The 18,886-nt window shown below is 53.9% G+C and carries 15 protein-coding genes and 2 pseudogenes; 10 read left to right on the top strand and 7 right to left on the bottom strand.

Going from position 1 to position 18,886, the window contains the following annotated elements:
• Nucleotides 1-424 precede the first annotated feature (424 nt).
• Complete coding sequence (locus tag WH279_RS02190) at nt 425-736, top strand: hypothetical protein (protein ID WP_227535408.1); 312 nt, start codon at nt 425-427, stop codon at nt 734-736.
• A gap of 54 nt (nt 737-790) precedes the next feature.
• Here the strand turns inward: WH279_RS02190 and yieH are convergent, their stop codons facing one another.
• Entirely contained in the window at nt 791-1,453 is a 663-nt protein-coding gene (yieH, locus tag WH279_RS02185; protein ID WP_339454869.1) for a 6-phosphogluconate phosphatase, read from the bottom strand.
• A 200-nt stretch (nt 1,454-1,653) separates the two neighbouring features.
• Here yieH and WH279_RS02180 point away from each other — a divergent pair, with 200 nt between their 5' ends.
• Complete coding sequence (locus WH279_RS02180; protein WP_339454868.1) at nt 1,654-2,967, top strand: NCS2 family permease; 1,314 nt, start codon at nt 1,654-1,656, stop codon at nt 2,965-2,967.
• 39 nt (nt 2,968-3,006) lie between these two features.
• Here the strand turns inward: WH279_RS02180 and WH279_RS02175 are convergent, their stop codons facing one another.
• The 6 genes and pseudogenes from WH279_RS02175 to rpmH form a co-directional block, all read right to left on the bottom strand.
• The gene (locus tag WH279_RS02175; protein ID WP_339454867.1) at nt 3,007-3,750 is read right to left on the bottom strand and encodes a 4'-phosphopantetheinyl transferase family protein; all 744 of its coding nucleotides are present in this window, start codon (nt 3,748-3,750) and stop codon (nt 3,007-3,009) included.
• 156 nt (nt 3,751-3,906) lie between these two features.
• Nucleotides 3,907-5,271, bottom strand: a complete 1,365-nt coding sequence (gene mnmE / locus WH279_RS02170; RefSeq protein WP_339454866.1) for a tRNA uridine-5-carboxymethylaminomethyl(34) synthesis GTPase MnmE — start codon at nt 5,269-5,271, stop codon at nt 3,907-3,909.
• Between the two features lie 119 nt (nt 5,272-5,390).
• On the bottom strand, nt 5,391-7,037 hold the full coding sequence (yidC, locus tag WH279_RS02165) for a membrane protein insertase YidC (RefSeq protein WP_133844818.1): 1,647 nt from the start codon (nt 7,035-7,037) through the stop codon (nt 5,391-5,393).
• Between the two features lie 2 nt (nt 7,038-7,039).
• Nucleotides 7,040-7,298 (bottom strand): annotated as a pseudogene (gene yidD / locus WH279_RS02160) (membrane protein insertion efficiency factor YidD).
• Nucleotides 7,262-7,621 carry a ribonuclease P protein component gene (gene rnpA / locus WH279_RS02155; protein WP_062744083.1) on the bottom strand — a complete coding sequence of 120 codons (360 nt, stop codon included), beginning with the start codon at nt 7,619-7,621 and terminating at the stop codon, nt 7,262-7,264. Before rnpA ends, yidD begins: the two are co-directional and overlap by 37 nt.
• 17 nt (nt 7,622-7,638) lie before the next feature.
• Entirely contained in the window at nt 7,639-7,779 is a 141-nt protein-coding gene (gene rpmH / locus WH279_RS02150) for a 50S ribosomal protein L34 (RefSeq protein WP_003023858.1), read from the bottom strand.
• 631 nt (nt 7,780-8,410) lie between these two features.
• Between rpmH and dnaA the strand changes: the two genes are divergently transcribed.
• The 8 genes and pseudogenes from dnaA (at nt 8,411) to WH279_RS02110 (ending at nt 18,839) form a co-directional block, all read left to right on the top strand.
• Nucleotides 8,411-9,802 (top strand): chromosomal replication initiator protein DnaA, encoded by a 1,392-nt coding sequence (dnaA, locus tag WH279_RS02145; RefSeq protein ID WP_133844812.1) that lies wholly within the window; start codon nt 8,411-8,413, stop codon nt 9,800-9,802.
• Nucleotides 9,803-9,804: 2 nt separating this feature from the next.
• Nucleotides 9,805-10,905, top strand: a complete 1,101-nt coding sequence (gene dnaN, locus WH279_RS02140) for a DNA polymerase III subunit beta (protein ID WP_133844810.1) — start codon at nt 9,805-9,807, stop codon at nt 10,903-10,905.
• Nucleotides 10,906-10,979: 74 nt separating this feature from the next.
• Complete coding sequence (gene recF / locus WH279_RS02135; RefSeq protein WP_339454865.1) at nt 10,980-12,065, top strand: DNA replication/repair protein RecF; 1,086 nt, start codon at nt 10,980-10,982, stop codon at nt 12,063-12,065.
• Nucleotides 12,066-12,082: 17 nt separating this feature from the next.
• A pseudogene (gyrB, locus tag WH279_RS02130) lies at nt 12,083-14,491 on the top strand (DNA topoisomerase (ATP-hydrolyzing) subunit B).
• A 277-nt stretch (nt 14,492-14,768) separates the two neighbouring features.
• Nucleotides 14,769-15,977 (top strand): ribokinase, encoded by a 1,209-nt coding sequence (gene rbsK / locus WH279_RS02125; RefSeq protein WP_339454864.1) that lies wholly within the window; start codon nt 14,769-14,771, stop codon nt 15,975-15,977.
• 44 nt (nt 15,978-16,021) lie between these two features.
• On the top strand, nt 16,022-16,945 hold the full coding sequence (locus WH279_RS02120; protein ID WP_200642197.1) for a dihydrodipicolinate synthase family protein: 924 nt from the start codon (nt 16,022-16,024) through the stop codon (nt 16,943-16,945).
• A 104-nt stretch (nt 16,946-17,049) separates the two neighbouring features.
• A complete protein-coding gene (locus WH279_RS02115) occupies nt 17,050-17,541 on the top strand; it encodes a YhcH/YjgK/YiaL family protein (protein WP_133844800.1) in 492 nt (163 codons plus the stop codon).
• Nucleotides 17,538-18,839 carry an MFS transporter gene (locus WH279_RS02110; protein ID WP_133844798.1) on the top strand — a complete coding sequence of 434 codons (1,302 nt, stop codon included), beginning with the start codon at nt 17,538-17,540 and terminating at the stop codon, nt 18,837-18,839. The genes WH279_RS02115 and WH279_RS02110 overlap by 4 nt, the downstream gene beginning before the upstream one ends.
• Nucleotides 18,840-18,886: the final 47 nt, after the last annotated feature.

Here is an 18,886-nt window from a genome sequence, read left to right as displayed (position 1 = left end):
GCGCGGGATAATATTAGCCTGATATTTCCCATTAATCCTTTTCTGTTTATTCTTTTTAAGAATATTAATATTCTTAAAGTGCTTATTTATTGGAAATTACACTTTAATAAAAGGGTGAATGTATCGGATGGGTAACCTGATTGGCATATAGTGGTATTGTTTTTTCTTTGTGATCTTATGTTGTTTACAGCACTTAAAAAAAACGATAGTCTCGAAATCAGTAAGTGGTTTGTGTTTTTTCTTAGTGTTGAGACGATATACCCTCTCTTTATTATCCATTTTGATTCTGATGTCGTCCGCGTTAGAAATATCAACTGGTCACCAGGGTGGGATCGGTACTGGCAGCGATAATAACTATGTACGAATACGATCCCTCCTCGCCGTGAAAATAATTAATATAGCGACAAGGAGTAATGCATGGCGGGTGATTAACGCTATCATTAATATATTAACTATGAGAAGAAATAAAACTGCGGTTCAGCTCAAGAAGCAAGAGGCATTCCGTATGCTGGCGCTAATCTGTCAGGAAATTGCGTCCCGGCCAAAAATGGGAACGCATTTATCCGATCCCACGCTATGGCCTAAAACCAGAGAGTTAGCGGATAATTGCGGCGAGAGTATCTATATGATGCGAAATATTCTTTTACAGCTGGTTGATGAAGGTAAAGTTATTAAACATGCTTCACTGTTGTCAAATTCATTACGCTGGCATATCAATGAGGGAGACGGTATTTAATTCTTTCTATACCGCCCTTTGGCAACAGGCCGGATTGTTTCCGGCCTGCACCATTTAGCGCGTTAACTGCCAGCCACGCGCCAGCCATAAATCTGGCAGCTGTGCCATATCATCAAACACCGTCACCAGTGGATGGTTGATAACCGGATTATGCGCATCGACGCAGTAATAGAATACCGGGATCCCGGCGGCGATACCCGCTTTCGCCCCCGCTTCAGAATCATCGATCAGGATGCAGCGCTCAATCGGTACGCCCATCTGTTTGGCAGCGTAGTACATCAATTCCGGGTCGGGTTTCCAGTGCTCAATGTCATAGCCGCTGTATAAGCGGTCCCCAAAGAAGGAGAGCATGCCGGTCAGGCCGAGCGAATGCTGCATTTTAGGGACGGTCCCGTTAGAGACGACACAGGCCGGAACACTCACTTTTTCCAGTAAAGCCTTTGCTCCGTGAATCGGTTTAAGCTCCAGGTCAAACAGGCGAGCCACTTCCTGACGATAAGCCGGTTCCAGGACTTCAACCGGGGTCGTCAGCGGGTGCTGCTGGCAGACATCCGCGATGATGTCGTACAGTTTCACCCCTTTGTACTTTTCGAACATCTCCTGCAACGACAGCGTGACACCAAACTGCGCGAACGTGTTGACGTACGCCTGAGTACAGAGCATTTCGCTGTCGACCAGCGTTCCGTCACAATCGAAAAAAATGCATTCCACGGTCATCCTGATTCCTTCTGTCCAATGGGTGGATACCCGATAGTAGCGCGAAGCGGGGTGAATTATGTCAATTACTGTTAACGGTTGTGATAATACGGGTAAAACAGCGCAATCGGTTGCGAAAAAACCGGGTGATCGTCATCCCAAAATCAAAATTTTGGGGTAGGATAACGGCCGACAACTTTTCTCCGTTCTGGAAACACATAATGACGAATCCCGGTCTGTTACAACGGATTTTTAAATTGCAGGAGCATGGCACCACCGTTCGTACTGAGGTGATTGCTGGTTTCACCACCTTTTTGACGATGGTGTATATCGTTTTTGTTAACCCTCAGATCCTCGGCGTGGCCGGCATGGATACGCAGGCGGTCTTCGTTACCACCTGCCTGATAGCGGCCGGCGGCAGTATTCTGATGGGTCTGGTCGCGAACCTGCCTGTGGCACTGGCCCCCGCGATGGGGCTGAACGCCTTCTTCGCCTTCGTGGTCGTGGGTGCGATGGGGATATCCTGGCAGATCGGAATGGGCGCTATTTTCTGGGGGGCGGTTGGCCTGCTGTTGCTGACGATCTTCCGTGTGCGTTACTGGATGATTGCCAATATCCCACTGAGTCTGCGCGTGGGGATCACTGCCGGTATTGGTTTATTTATTGCGATGATGGGGCTGAAAAACGCCGGTATTATCGTGGCCAACGAAGCAACACTGGTAACAATAGGTAACCTGACCTCGCACAGCGTACTGCTGGGAGCGCTGGGCTTCTTTATTATCGCCATCCTTGCATCACGCAATATCCATGCGGCGGTGCTGGTATCGATCGTGGTGACCACGCTGATTGGCCTGGCGATTGGCGATGTGAAATATACCGGTATCTTCTCAGCGCCCCCTGCGGTGACCTCCGTTCTGGGGCAGGTTAACCTGAAAGATTCACTGAACGTTGGTATGGCCGGGATCATCTTCTCCTTTATGCTGGTCAACCTGTTTGACTCTTCCGGGACGTTGATTGGTGTGACGGATAAAGCCGGTCTGACTGATGAGACGGGTAAGTTCCCGCGTATGAAGCAGGCGCTGTATGTGGACAGTATCAGTTCCGTTGCCGGCTCATTTATCGGTACCTCTTCGGTGACTGCTTATATCGAAAGCTCATCCGGCGTGTCCGTGGGCGGTCGCACCGGCCTGATGGCCGTTGTGACGGGCGTGTTGTTCCTGTTGGTGATGTTCCTGTCACCGCTGGCGGGTATTGTCCCCGCTTACGCGGCAGCCGGTGCGCTGATCTATGTGGGCGTGCTGATGACCTCAAGCCTGGCGCGCGTGAAGTGGGATGATCTGACCGAAGCGGTTCCGGCGTTTGTGACGGCGGCGATGATGCCATTCAGTTTCTCGATCACTGAAGGTATCGCACTGGGCTTTATCTCTTACTGCGTGATGAAGCTGGGAACGGGACGCTGGCGTGAAATCAGCCCGTGCGTCGTGGTCGTGGCGCTACTGTTCGTTCTGAAAATCGCGTTTATCGACGCGCATTAATCAGACTAACGGGTGGGGGTAACGCCACCCGTTAGACTCTCAGGAGTGGTAGAGCGGTTTTTCCGCCGGCAGACTGGTCAGGCGCAGCGTACGTGGCCCAAGATTGTGTGCATAAACGTTAAAATCCCGCAGTGATTCCCAGCCATCTTCCCCGTTATATTCCCACAAATGCAATCTGTCAGTGCCTGGCGATAACGCACAGGACCACACCAGCAATGGCTCAACATCACACAGCGCCTGAATATCTGGCCAGGTGACGCAGCGCAGTCGTCCTGATGCCGGGTGCAGGCGCAGTGAACCCTTTCCTTCATCCGCTTCGCCAGTGAGTTTTAGAATGCTTTGGCGTAGCGTCCACAGCTGCGTAGATGCCTCAATGGCATCATTCTGTGCATTGATCCACGCTTTCTCTCCCGACGACAGGCACTCATAATGATGCTCCGTGGTCTGACGGCTATGTGCGCGGACAATTTCCATATCCAGTCCGGCGCGGCCCCGTTCCTCAGCTAACATCACACCGACCATGTTACCGGCGTAGGCCAGACTAAAATCAGGGAGGTCCGGGTCAGCAAAGCAGGGGCGTCCGCTGGCAGTGGTGATCAATTCGGGCAGAAGGGGGATGCCATACACGCGCAGCATCAGTTCTGCGAGCAGGCTTCGGGCAGCCAGAAAGCGGGTACGACGTTTCTCGGAAAATCTGCTGGCCTGCTCTACCATCTGCTGCGGGAGTCGGTGAACCTGGGGTCTGGTTTGGGCGAGTGCCCAACGTGCAAAATGACTTGCCATCTGTCGCTCCGTGAAAATGGTCGGGTAATCATCTCTGCCATTGTAAGAATTTTCTTATCAAATTTCACCTGGGATTCCATTCCCAGGGGTATTTTCGGACTATTGTCACTGTTTATAGCCAGATTGCTGGTGGAATAGAGCGATCACACCGGGTGTTTACTTCCCGATGCAAAAACTGGAGAAAATACGCCCCAGCAGATCATCCGAACTGAATTCTCCGGTAATTTCACTCAGCGCCTGCTGGGCAAGGCGAAGCTCTTCTGCCAGTAATTCACCGGCCCATGCATCCAGCAGTTGGTCTTTGCCCTGCTGTAAGTGAGTGGCTGCTAACTCCAGTGCGAGAAGGTGGCGTCGGCGAGCCAGGAAGCCACCTTCCATACTGCCAGAGAAGCCCATGCTGTGTTTCAGGTGGTCGCGCAGAACATCAATGCCATCGCCGGTGCGGGCCGAAAGACGAATGAGTGAGTGACCATTTACTTCTTCGATGCCCAGCACTTCACCTGTCATATCGGCTTTGTTGCGCACCACGGTAATCGGTAACGTTTGTGGCAGTCGGGCGATAAAGTCCGGCCATATTTCGGCCGGGCCGGTCGCACCCGTCGTGGTACCATCGACCATAAACAGCACACGATCGGCCTGTTCGATCTCATTCCATGCGCGTTCGATGCCAATGCGCTCAACTTCATCGCTGGCTTCGCGTAATCCTGCGGTATCAATGATGTGCAGCGGCATGCCATCAATATGGATATGTTCGCGCAGCACATCGCGGGTGGTACCCGCGATATCGGTCACAATCGCGGCTTCGCGTCCGGCCAGTGCATTCAGCAGGCTGGATTTTCCGGCATTTGGACGCCCGGCGATCACCACTTTCATTCCTTCACGCAGCAGGCTGCCCTGGCGGGCTTCGGCACGTACGTCGTCCAGATCGGCAATCACCTGATTCAGCTGCGCTTCAATTTTACCGTCGGAAAGGAAGTCGATCTCCTCATCCGGGAAGTCGATGGCCGCTTCTACATAGATCCGCAGGTGAGTAAGTGCTTCCACAAGATGGTTTACACGGGCAGAAAATACGCCCTGTAATGAGTTAACGGCGGAACGTGCTGCCTGCTCGGAGCTGGCATCAATCAGGTCGGCAATCGCTTCAGCCTGTGCCAGATCCAGTTTGTCATTGAGGAAGGCGCGTTCTGAGAACTCCCCCGGATTGGCAATTCGCAGCCCGGGCAGTGCCACAATGCGCTTCAGCAACAGATCGAGGATCACCGGGCCGCCGTGGCCCTGAAGTTCCAGTACGTCTTCGCCGGTAAACGAGTTCGGGCCGGGGAACCACAGCGCAATGCCCTGATCGAGAGTGCCACCGTCGGCATCACGGAACGGCAGATAGTCGGCGTAACGCGGTTTAGGCAGTTTTCCCAGCAGTAACTGCGCGACCTCTGCGGCCTTGCTGCCAGAAATACGCAGAATGCCGACGCCGCCGCGTCCTGGCGCGGTCGCCTGCGCGACGATAGTATCGCTATGGCTCATGTTGAATTCTCTTTTGGAAATAAAAAGGCGGTCATAATGACCGCCTTAGTGTAAGCATTGTGCGTGATTTTGGCACGGGTGGACCGAAAAAGAGGGTCCGCCCCTACGGCATCAACAGATTACGCTTTTTTCTTGTCGCGGCTGTGCAGGCCACGTTTTTCCAGGCCGCGATAAATCAGCTGCTGCTGGAGAATGGTCACCAGGTTACTGACGATGTAGTACAGCACCAGACCTGACGGGAACCACAAGAAGAACACGGTGAAGATCACTGGCATAAAGGTCATGATCTTCTGCTGCATCGGGTCGGTCACGGTGGTTGGCGACATCTTCTGAATGAAGAACATCGTGATACCCATCAGGATCGGCAGAATGTAGTACGGGTCCTGTGCTGCCAGGTCATGGATCCACAGGGCGAACGGCGCATGACGCAGTTCTACCGAGCCCATCAGCATGTAGTAAAGGGCCAGGAAGATAGGCATCTGGATAACCAGAGGCAGACAGCCACCCAGCGGGTTCACTTTTTCCGCTTTGTACAACGCCATCATTTCCTGGCTCATACGCTGCTTGTCATCACCTAAACGCTCACGCATCGCCTGAATCTTAGGCTGCAACATGCGCATTTTTGCCATCGAGGTGTACTGCGCTTTGGTCAGCGGGTACATGATGCCACGCACGATGAAGGTGATAACGATAATGGAGAAGCCCCAGTTACCGATAAAGGTATGCAGGAATTTCAGCAGTTTGAACAGCGGCTGAGAGATAAACCACAACCAGCCGTAATCCACGGTCAGATCAAGGTGGGGAGCCACAGCTGCCATCTTGTCCTGAATTTCCGGGCCCACCCACAGGGTGGCTGCCAGCTGCTGCTGAGAACCTGGTGCGATGGTGACCGGTGCAGATTTGTAGCCAATCGCAGCGATTCCGTTACCCAGATTGCTGGTGTACAGCGTGTTGTTACCCGCCGTCTGTGGAACCCATGCGGTGGCGAAGTACTGCTGCATCATTGCCACCCAACCATTGGTGGTCGTGGTGCTCAGGTTTTCGTTATCGCTGATTTTATCGAATTTGTACTTTTCGTAGTTTGTCTCACTGCTGGAGTAAGCCGCGCCACGGAAAGTGTGCAGAGCAAAATTGCTGCTGCCGGTATCGCGATGCTTCGGCAGGTCAATAGACTGCTTCAGCTGACCGAACATTGACACTTCCAGCGGCTGCTGTGAGGCGTTGTTGATCTGATAATCGACATTAATCGCGTATTCACCACGTTTCAGAACGAAGGTCTTGGTGAAGGTTGCGCCGTTTTCCGCGGTAAAGGTCAGCGGAATACGCAGCTCGCTCTGGCCATCAGCCAGCTCGAAGTGATCCTGGCCTGCGGTATACAGAGGACGTGCACCGTTTGCCGGGTTATCCGGGCCGTTACGACCAGTCAGACCGCTCTGGGCCTGATACAGGAATCCAGGTGTGGTTTCCAGCAGTTGGAAAGGCTTGTCTGAACCCAGTGAATCCGGGTAAGTCAGCAATAACGCCTGGTCAATATCGCCACCGCGAGTATTGATATTTAAAGACAGGACATCAGTCTTAACGGTGATCGTTTTGCCCTGGCCACTGGCAGGTACGCCCTGATTGGCGGCATCACCGGCTGCACTGGTCGTGTTTTGCGTGGTCTGGGTCTGCAATGGCTGCGGAGCGTGGTCCGTCTGCCAGGCTTGCCAGATCATGAAGGACACGAACAGAAAAGCGATGAGGAAAAGATTGCGTTGCGAATCCATCGTTAATGTTCTCTGGGATCAATGGTTATGTGGCGGCACCGGATCGTCGCCACCCGGGTTCAAGGGGTGGCATTTTAATATGCGTTTCATCGTCAACCAACTCCCTTTTATCACCCCAAACCTGCGCAATGCCTCAATTCCGTATTGCGAACAGGTGGGATGGAAACGGCAGTGGGGTCCTAACAGCGGGCTGATAACGCGTTGATAGACGCGTATCAGCCCGATCAGGAGCCGCGAGCCAGGCGACAATGGCGACGCCATAGTTTCTCCAACGCTTCCGTCAGTGCCTTATTATCCAGATCGGCAACACCCTTTTTCGCTACGATGACAAAATCCATCGCCGGAAGCTCATGTTGACGCAGACGAAAGCTTTCGCGGGTCAATCGCTTGATCCGGTTACGCTCGTGAGCACGTTTAACATGTTTTTTGGCGACGGTAAGACCGATGCGGGGATGCCCCAGCGCGTTCAGGCGGCCGAGAATAGTAATTTGCGGCGTGCCAGCCCGTTGTGGCTGCTGGAAGACGAAAGTGAAATGAGTGGGAGTTAACAAACGTAACTCCCTGGGAAATGCGAGCTTAACCACTCAGCGGTTAGCTTTTATTACTTAGAAACGGTCAGACGAGAACGGCCTTTAGCACGACGACGTGCCAGAACCTGACGACCATTTTTATTTGCCATACGAGCACGGAAACCGTGTGAACGGTTACGCTTCAGTACGGACGGTTGAAAAGTGCGTTTCATGGCGATTTCTACCTAAACTTGAAAAATTTCACTTGGTGACGCGTTATCTGGCCCGAAAAAACGACCGACGCCTCAGTGTGTCTTTAATAAAGAGGCGGGATTGTAATAATTGTACAGTCCAGAGTCAATTTACTTCGCGTGAAAAAGCGCATCCTGATTGCCCGTAGTGACCGCAAAAACAGCCAAAACGGCCATGGCGCACACGCCGGGGCAAGAATTATACGGCGTCCAGGAAAAAGCGCAAGGATCGCGCAGGATCTTCTGGCGATCCTGTTGCAGGCTGTTTGCGGCAATAACGTGACGGCACCATTAAATTTCAATGAATGCAGACGATCCTGAATGCCTTTTGCTCAGGGTGGCGTAAACTTATCCCCGCTGTACACGCCTGTGGATAAATTGGATCAAAACTGTGTAGAAAGTGAAGATCTCTGCGGCGCTTTACGCTATGATCCGCCCTTCCGCTAACGATCCTTCGGGTCGATCCTACCCCTTAAGCATTAGATGTGCCGGGGACGGGCGGAGTAACCGTGGATAGCGGTTCGCATGTGTTTCATCGGCATGCGTCAACAATGATGAAATTATCGCTTCAGCGCTTTTATTTCTTATCGAATTTTTTCGAGTGGAGTCCGCCGTGTCACTTACGCTTTGGCAACAGTGTCTTGCCCGCCTGCAGGATGAGCTACCTGCCACAGAATTCAGCATGTGGATACGCCCCTTGCAGGCCGAATTGAATGACAATACGCTGGCCTTGTATGCACCAAACCGTTTTGTACTCGATTGGGTTCGGGATAAATACCTGAATAATATCAATGCTCTGCTAAATGATTTTTGCGGGGCAAATGTGCCATTGCTGCGCTTTGAAGTGGGCAGTAAGCCCGTCGCGCAAACCATCAGCCAGCCGGTGATGGCCACGGCACATGCCAGCTCACCAGGCATCATCAGCCGCCCTGCACCGATGCGCCCCAGCTGGGACAATATGCCGGCACCGGCGGAGCTGTCTTACCGCTCAAATGTGAACACCAAGCATAACTTTGACAATTTCGTTGAGGGTAAATCAAACCAGCTGGCACGTGCGGCGGCACGTCAGGTGGCTGATAACCCGGGTGGCGCGTATAACCCGTTATTCCTTTATGGTGGTACCGGTCTCGGTAAGACGCACTTGTTGCATGCGGTCGGCAACGGGATCATGGCCCGTAAGCCAAACGCGAAAGTGGTGTATATGCACTCGGAGCGTTTTGTGCAGGACATGGTCAAGGCGCTACAGAACAACGCCATCGAAGAATTTAAGCGTTACTACCGCTCAGTGGATGCACTGCTGATCGATGACATTCAGTTTTTTGCCAATAAAGAGCGATCGCAGGAAGAGTTTTTCCACACCTTTAATGCCCTGCTGGAAGGTAATCAGCAGATCATTTTGACCTCGGATCGTTACCCGAAAGAGATCAATGGTGTGGAAGATCGACTCAAATCCCGCTTTGGCTGGGGCCTGACGGTGGCGATCGAGCCGCCGGAGCTGGAAACCCGCGTAGCGATCCTGATGAAAAAAGCGGATGAAAATGACATTCGCCTGCCGGGTGAAGTGGCGTTCTTTATTGCCAAGCGTCTGCGTTCTAATGTGCGTGAGCTGGAAGGTGCGTTAAACCGCGTGATCGCCAACGCCAACTTTACCGGTCGTGCCATCACGATCGATTTTGTGCGCGAAGCCTTACGTGACCTGCTGGCCTTGCAGGAGAAGCTGGTAACTATCGATAATATTCAGAAGACGGTTGCTGAGTATTATAAAATTAAAGTCGCCGATCTGCTGTCGAAGCGACGTTCCCGCTCGGTTGCACGCCCGCGCCAGATGGCGATGGCGATGGCCAAGGAACTGACCAACCACAGTCTGCCGGAAATCGGTGATGCTTTCGGGGGTCGTGACCACACCACAGTGCTACATGCCTGCCGTAAAATTGAGCAGCTGCGTGAAGAGAGTCATGACATTAAAGAAGATTTCTCAAATCTAATCAGAACATTATCTTCCTGACTATGAAATTTATTGTAGAACGTGAGCATTTACTCAAGCCATTACAGCAAGTTAGCAGCCCATTAGGCGGTCGTCCGACGCTGCCGATTCTTGGCAACCTGTTGTTGCAGGTTAATGAAGGCACGCTGTTGCTGACCGGCACCGATCTGGAAATGGAAATGGTGGCGCGCGTTGCGCTGACGCAGGACCATGAGCCTGGTGCCACGACGGTACCCGCACGCAAATTCTTTGATATCTGCCGGGGTCTGCCGGAAGGCGCTGAAATCACGGTGATTCTGGAAGGTGAAAGAATGCTGGTGCGCTCCGGCCGCAGCCGTTTCTCGCTTTCTACCCTGCCTGCCAGTGATTTCCCTAACCTGGATGACTGGCAGAGCGAGGTCGAATTCACACTGCCGCAAGCGACCCTTAAACGCCTGATTGAAGCCACGCAGTTCTCTATGGCCCATCAGGACGTGCGTTATTACCTGAACGGAATGCTGTTTGAGACTGAAGGTGAAGAGCTGCGTACTGTGGCCACCGACGGTCACCGCCTGGCGGTCTGTTCAATGCCGGTGGGCCAGCAGCTCCCCAGCCATTCGGTGATCGTGCCGCGTAAAGGGGTCATTGAGCTGGTGCGTCTGCTGGATGGCGGCGATACCCTGTTACAGGTACAGATCGGCAGCAACAATATCCGTGCACATGTGGGTGATTTTATTTTCACCTCGAAGCTGGTCGATGGCCGCTTCCCGGATTATCGCCGTGTATTGCCGAAGAACCCGGACAAAACCCTCGATGCAGGCTGTGATCTTCTGAAGCAGGCCTTTTCCCGTGCAGCGATCCTCTCTAATGAGAAATTCCGCGGTGTTCGCCTCTATATCAGCGAAAATCAGCTAAAAATTACGGCAAATAACCCGGAGCAGGAAGAAGCGGAAGAGATGCTGGATGTGACCTACGGTGGCACCGATCTCGAAATCGGCTTTAACGTCAGCTATGTGCTGGATGTCCTGAACGCGCTGAAGTGCGAGAATGTTCGTCTGCTGCTGACGGATTCCGTTTCCAGCGTCCAGATTGAAGATGCAGCGAGTCAGTCAGCGGCCTATGTTGTGATGCCAATGCGCTTGTAATTGCTGAGTTCATCTTCATCTCCGTAGGGGTCAGGCATGCCTGACCCAGACATTCCGTTGCTCTGGATCCTGCTATGGCTTTAACCCGCCTGCTTATCAAAGATTTCCGTAATATCGAAAACGCGGACCTCGCGCTGGCCCCCGGATTTAACTTCCTGGTGGGGCCCAACGGCAGCGGTAAAACCAGCGTGCTGGAAGCGATTTATACCCTCGGTCATGGCCGTGCCTTTCGCAGTTTGCAGGCGGGCAGGGTCATTCGCCATGAGCAGGACGCCTTTGTGTTGCACGGGCGTATCGCCGGGGCGGAAAGGGAAGTGTCGGTTGGGCTGACCAAAAACCGCGCCGGTGACAGCCGGGTGCGGGTTGACGGTAGCGACGGCCATAAAGTGGCCGAACTGGCGCAGATGCTGCCGATGCAGCTGATCACGCCTGAGGGATTTACCCTGCTGAACGGGGGGCCGAAGTATCGTCGTGCTTATATCGACTGGGGCTGCTTTCACAATGAGCCGGGTTTTTTCAGCGCCTGGAGTAACCTCAAGCGCCTGCTGAAACAGCGTAATGCAGCGCTGCGCCAGGTGTCGCGCTACCAGCAGATCCGCGCCTGGGATCAGGAGCTGGCACCGCTGGCGGAACAGATAAGCCAGTGGCGTGCGGCCTACAGTGAGGCGATTGCAGCAGATATTAACGCCACCTGTGCCCAGTTTCTGCCGGAATTTCAGCTGAGTTTCTCTTATCAGCGCGGCTGGGATAAAGAGAGTGATTATGCCGACCTGCTCGAACGCAGTTTTGAGCGCGATCGGGCACTGACTTACACTGCCAGTGGCCCTCATAAAGCGGATTTTCGTATTCGCGCAGAGGGGACGCCGGTGGAAGATTTGCTGTCACGCGGCCAGTTAAAGCTGCTGATGTGCGCCCTGAGGCTGGCGCAGGGTGAGTTTCTCACCCGACAGAACGGGCGACGTTGCCTGTATCTGATAGATGATTTTGCCTCTGAGCTGGATGAAACCCGTCGCCACCTGCTGGCAGCGCGTTTAAAAGCCACTCAGGCCCAGGTTTTTGTCAGTGCCATTGCGGCTGAGCATGTCTTCGACATGACTGATGAAAAGGGCAAGATGTTCACTGTAGAACAAGGTAAAATAGTGGTTCAACCTGAAGATTAAACGAGCGAGAAAAGTTGATGTCGAATTCTTATGACTCCTCCAGTATCAAAGTTCTCAAGGGGCTGGATGCGGTACGCAAGCGCCCGGGTATGTACATCGGCGATACGGATGACGGTACCGGTCTGCATCACATGGTATTTGAGGTCGTGGATAACGCCATTGACGAAGCACTCGCCGGTCACTGCTCCGATATTCTTGTCACTATTCATGCAGATAACTCTGTGTCTGTGCAGGATGATGGCCGCGGTATTCCTACCGGTATCCATGAAGAAGAAGGTATTTCTGCCGCTGAAGTGATCATGACCGTGCTGCACGCAGGCGGAAAGTTCGATGATAACTCCTATAAAGTGTCCGGCGGCCTGCATGGTGTGGGTGTTTCCGTGGTTAACGCCCTGTCAGAAAAACTGGAACTGACCATTCGTCGTGAAGGCAAAGTTCACCAGCAGATCTATGTCCATGGTGTGCCGCAGGCGCCGTTAAGCGTCAGCGGTGAAACCGATCTGACCGGAACACGCGTGCGCTTCTGGCCAAGCCATCAAACCTTTACCAACGTCGTTGAATTCGAATACGAAATTCTGGCAAAACGCCTGCGCGAGCTGTCGTTCCTGAACTCTGGCGTTTCTATCAAGCTGGAAGATAAGCGTGACGGTAAAAGCGACCATTACCACTATGAAGGTGGTATCAAGGCGTTTGTTGAGTATCTGAACAAGAACAAAACCCCGATCCACCCGAATGTGTTCTATTTCTCTACTGAGAAAGACGGCATTGGTGTGGAAGTGGCGCTGCAGTGGAACGATGGTTTCCAGGAAAATATCTACTGCTTTACCAACAACATCCCCCAGCGTGATGGAGGGACGCACCTCGTTGGTTTCCGTACCGCGATGACCCGTACGCTGAATGCCTATATGGATAAAGAAGGCTACAGCAAAAAAGCCAAGGTCAGTGCCACCGGTGACGATGCGCGTGAAGGCCTGATTGCTGTTGTTTCAGTCAAAGTGCCAGACCCTAAATTCTCCTCACAGACCAAAGATAAACTGGTCTCTTCCGAGGTAAAAACGGCGGTTGAGCAGCAGATGAACGAATTGCTGGCGGAATACCTGCTGGAAAATCCGAGCGATGCCAAAATCGTTGTGGGTAAAATCATCGACGCCGCCCGCGCCCGTGAAGCGGCTCGCCGTGCACGTGAAATGACCCGCCGTAAAGGCGCGCTGGACCTGGCTGGTCTGCCAGGCAAACTGGCGGACTGCCAGTAACGCGACCCGGCACTTTCTGAAATTTACCTTGTGGAAGGGGACTCTGCGGGCGGGTCTGCCAAGCAGGGACGTAACCGTAAAAACCAGGCCATTCTGCCGCTGAAAGGTAAAATCCTTAACGTGGAGAAAGCGCGCTTCGACAAGATGCTCGCTTCGCAGGAAGTGGCAACGCTGATCACCGCGCTGGGCTGCGGCATTGGCCGTGACGAATATAATCCGGACAAACTGCGTTATCACAGCATCATCATCATGACCGATGCCGACGTGGATGGTTCTCACATCCGTACGCTGCTGCTGACCTTCTTCTACCGTCAGATGCCTGAAATCATCGAGCGTGGCCATGTGTATATCGCCCAGCCGCCGCTGTACAAGGTGAAAAAAGGGAAGCAGGAACAGTACATCAAAGATGATGACGCGATGGACCAGTATCAGATTTCCATCGCACTGGACGGCGCTTCGCTGCATGCTAACGCCAGTGCTCCGGCCCTGGGCGGCAAGCCGCTGGAGGACCTGGTATCAGAGTTCAACAGCACGCGTAAGATGATCAAACGTATGGAGCGCCGTTATCCGGTGGCGCTGTTGAACGCGCTGGTTTACAACCCGACGCTGAGCGAACTGGCAGCAGAAGCGCCGGTACGGGCCTGGATGGATGAGCTGGTCACGTATCTGAACGATAACGATCAGCACGGCAGCAGCTACAGCGGCCTGGTACGTGAAAATCTGGAACTGCACATCTTTGAACCGGTGCTGCGCATCAAGACGCATGGTGTGGATACTGATTATGCTCTGGATACGGATTTCATGCTCGGCGGTGAATACCGTAAGCTTTGCTCCCTGGGCGAGAAGCTGCGTGGTCTGATTGAAGAAGACGCGTTTATCGAACGTGGCGAGCGCCGTCAGCCAATTGCCAGCTTTGAGCAGGCAATGGAGTGGCTGGTCAAAGAGTCACGTCGTGGTCTGACGGTTCAGCGATACAAAGGTCTGGGCGAAATGAATCCGGATCAGCTGTGGGAAACCACCATGGATCCGGAAAGCCGTCGTATGCTGCGCGTGACCATTCGAGACGCGGTTGCCGCCGATCAGCTGTTCACCACTCTGATGGGCGATGCGGTAGAGCCCCGCCGTGCCTTTATCGAAGAGAATGCGCTGCGCGCTGCGAATATCGATATCTGATGTTGCAGGGGGCGACCTTTTTTCCCGGTCGCCCCGCATCAATAAGCAGACCCCCCGGGTCTGTTTTTTTTCGCCTGTCATCCTCATGTCGAAAAAGTGAGTAAATTTCGACACGTTCTGTTCTCATGTTAGGCGCATCGACCTGTCTGCCTTCGTTTTTACCTCACCGCCTTTTGGTTTCACTTCCGTTTGCTTCCGTTTTTCCCCGAGCGCTATGACCGCTATCACTTTTAAACTTTACGTGCTCCCTTAGGCTACTGAATAGCAAGAGGTGACTATGTATCTGGAACAACGGCGTAACAGCATTCTCGATTATCTCGACCAGCATGAAAGCCTGAGTGTCGCCTGGCTTGCTGCCGCCTTTGCCGTCTCCAAAGAGACCATTCGCAGCGATCTGGCAGCACTGGCGGGCCTGGGAATGATCCAGCGCTGTCATGGTGGCGCGATGGTGATTCGCCGCAACTTACAGGCCAAGCTGATTTCGGAAACCGGCGGTAACTTTGAGGTGCTGTTACAGCGGCTGGAGAACCAGCGTCAGCGTTCAGCACCGCGCGACAGCACCCAGACACAAGGCCGGGTGTGCATCCTCGGCTCGTTTAACGTCGATATCGTGGCGAAAGTGGCACGTTTTCCGAAAGGCGGGGAATCCCTGCTGGCGCTGGGCAGTACGCTGGGGCCGGGTGGCAAAGGGGCGAATCAGGCGATGGCGGCCAGCCGTGCCGGAGCGCGTGTTCACTTCGTCTCCAAAGTCGGTACCGATCAGTTCAGCCAGTTCGCTTTCGACCATCTGTCGGCGTCAGATATTCACTCTTTCAGGCTGTATCAGAGTGACGTAGAGCCAACGGGTAACGCGATTATCTATGTATCGCAGCAGGATGGCGAAAATATGATCGCCATTTATTCCGGGGCCAACAAGACGTTAACCGACGCCGAAGTGGCAGAAATGACGCATGAACTGGCGGGGTCTGATGTGCTGTTGGTGCAGCTGGAAAACAATTTTTCCGCCACGCTGAACGCCATGAAACTGGCCACCACCCTGGGCGTGCGCGTGATTATGAATCCGGCACCTTTCTCAGCAGATGCGCTGGCGTGCCTGCAGTATGTGGATGTACTGACGCCGAATGAAACCGAGGCTTCTTTGCTCTCCGGCGTGGAGGTGAACGACCTCGACAGCGCGAAAGAAGCGGCCCTGGCGATTGTGCGTCAGGGAGCGAAGCGGGTGATTATCACCATGAGTTCGCGTGGGGCGCTGATCCTCGAGAACGGTCAGTTTCAGCATATTGCCGCGTTTCCGGCACTCAGCGTCGACACCACCGGTGCAGGCGATGCGTTTAACGGAGCCTTCGCCGCGGCGCTGGCGAAAGGACAGACTATTGCGCAGGCGGCCACCTATGCCGCGGCGTTTGCTTCACTGGCGGTAGAGCGCGAAGGGGCATCGAATATGCCCGATCACCCTCAGGTGGTTGCGCGTCTGGCGCAGCATTAAATCCGACTGACTTTCATGCAGCACTGCTGCTTCAGGAGAACCAAATGAAGAAGATTGAAGGTATTGTTCCCGTCATGCTGACGCCGTTTACCGCTGATAACCAGATTGACTACCCGGGTCTTGAGCGGCTGATTAACTGGTATCTGACACAAGGCGTGGATGCGCTGTTTGCTGTCTGCCAGTCCAGCGAAATGCAGTTCCTCAGCCTGGATGAGCGCGTGGATCTGGCAAAATTTGTGGTGGAAAAGGTCCAGGGCCGCGTACCGGTCATTGCCTCCGGCCATATCAGCGATGCGCTGGATGCGCAGATTACCGAACTGAGCGCGATGGCCAACACCGGTATTGATGCGCTGGTGCTGGTCACCAACCATCTGGACCCGAAAAACGAAGGCAGTGAGGTGTTCTTCTCCACGCTGAACGCCCTGCTGGAAGCCCTGCCGGTGACCATGCCTTTGGGCCTGTATGAGTGCCCGGCACCGTATCGCCGCCTGCTGACCGATGAAGAGTTCAGCTTCTGCGCCAACAGCGGCCGTTTTGTGGTGCTGAAGGATGTGAGCTGCGACCTGCCTACCGTGCAGCGCCGCGTGAAGCTGGCAGAAGGCACACCGTTCAATATCATCAATGCCAATGCCGCCATTGCCTGGCCCGCCATCCAGTCCGGCTCCAAAGGGTTCAGCGGTGTGTTCACTAACTTCCATCCTGAGCTGTATCACTGGCTCTACCACCATGGCGCAGAGCAGCCGGAGAAAGCGCAGGAACTGTCGTTATTCCTGTCACTGTCTGCGGTAACCGAAACCCTCGGCTACCCGAAAAACGCCAAAATTTATCACCAGCAGCTCGGCACGTTCGACAGTGAGTTCTGCCGGGTGAATAAAGATAACGTGCTGGAAAAATTCTGGGGCCTCGGCGTATTGCTGGATCAAATCCAGCAGGGCACTGCGCTGTGGCAAAAGAAAATCGCGGGCTAACCTTCGCGCCGGGCGGCCCTGTCCGGGGCTGCCCGCTGTACCCCACAACCCGCTAAACAAATAACAAAAACTCGTTCGATGCGAGTGAAAACGGGACTACAACCATGATTTTTTGCGATCGCAACGACTGGGCGAGGGAACGTCATACCCTGCATCCGGTCATTAACCAGGCTCTGGAATGGATTGCAGCAACGGATTTTTCCGCGCTGGAACCCGGTAAGTTCGACATCCTTCCTGAGAACAAAATGTTTTGTCTGTACCAGACGATGGACACCGTCCCGGCCAGCGAGATGCGTGCCGAGTCGCATTTCAAATACGTCGATATTCAGTATCTGCTCTCCGGTGAAGAGACGATCGGCGTGGCGCGTGCGCACCCCTCTCACGAGGTGGTCGAAGACCGCGCAGAGCAGCACGATATTGTGTTTTATCACCAGACCCATAATGAATCGATGATTGCGCTGGAAGCCGACACCTTTGTGGTGTTGTTTCCCCATGATGTTCATCGCCCCTGTTGCCAGACCCACGGTGTTTCCCGCCTCCGCAAAGCGGTGATCAAAATCCACCTGAGCCTGTTTACTGACGAGAGAACCTCATGAAAAATGCCTCTGTTACTGCCTCTGGCACGCAGCCATTGACCACCAACCCGCCGCAGATATCCCGTCTGCGCTGGGGCATCATTCTGATCCTGCTGCTGGCCGCCGTGGTGAACTACCTTGACCGTGCCAACCTCAGCATTGCCAATACCACCATCGCTGCCGAGTTCGGCTTCTCGCAGACGGAAATGGGGCTGTTACTGTCCGCCTTCCTCTGGCCTTACGCGCTGGCTAACCTGCCTGCGGGATGGCTGGTGGATAAGTTTGGCCCGAAACGCATGTTCTCCTGGGCGCTGGGTCTGTGGTCTGGCTTTACCTTCCTCGCCGCTTTTGTGAACAGTTATTCGGTGTTTTATGGCCTGCGTATGCTGCTGGGTATTTCTGAATCGCCGTTCTTTACCTCCGGTATTAAAATCACCCATCGCTGGTTTGGCGATAAAGAACGTGGCCTGCCGACCTCGATCATCAACACCGGTTCGCAGATTGCCAACGCCATTGCTCCGCCGATCCTCACCGTCCTGTTATTGAGCTTCGGCTGGCGCGGCATGTTTATGGCGATTGGTTTGATGGGTATTCCGTTGATGCTGGCGTGGTGGAAATTCTACCGTGACCCGGATGCACGTGAAGATGCACTGATTCATGCCGGCCACCGTAGCGTGACTGCCGAGGGTGAGAAGCAGGTAAAAACCAGCTGGGGCGCACTGTTTAAGCACCGTACCACCTGGTTTATGGTGATCGGTAACTTCTCGATTATGTTCACCATCTGGGTCTACCTGACCTGGCTGCCAAGCTATCTGGAGAAATCCCTGGGTTTCAGCCTGAAACAGACTGGCTGGATTGCCTCGATACCTTTCTTTGCCGGGATTCTGGGTGTGCTGGTGGGGGGAATGCTCTCTGATAAACTGGTGCGCAGCGGAATGAAAGCGATCCATGCACGTAAGATCCCGATTGTGGCGGGTGCGGCGCTGGCAGCCTGCTTTGTTGCGCCGATCCCGTTTGTGGAGAGCACACCGCTGGCGATTACCTTGCTGTCGCTGGGCTATTTCTGCTCTCAGATGCCACAGGGCGCCATCTGGACACTGGCCACGGATATTGCACCGAAAGATCAGGTCGCGTCGTTGGGGGCTATTCAGAACTTCGGCGGTTTCCTGGGAGCGGCAATGGCACCGATTGTTACCGGGGTGATTCTGGATATGACGGGTAAATTCACCAATGTGTTCCTGCTGGGCGCCGGGTTGCTGATGATGGGTGCGATCAGCTATGGCTTCTTTGTGAATAAACCGCTGGCCACGCGCCACTGATGGCGACGTGCCGTTCATTCCGTGATCAGACTGGTCATCGTGAGCTG

The sequence above is a fragment of the Erwinia sp. MYb375 genome, assembly GCF_037479175.1.
Classification (GTDB): domain Bacteria; phylum Pseudomonadota; class Gammaproteobacteria; order Enterobacterales; family Enterobacteriaceae; genus Erwinia; species Erwinia rhapontici.
The sequence above is the reverse complement of the archived record's forward strand: the minus strand, read 5'-3'. Positions and strand labels throughout refer to the sequence as shown.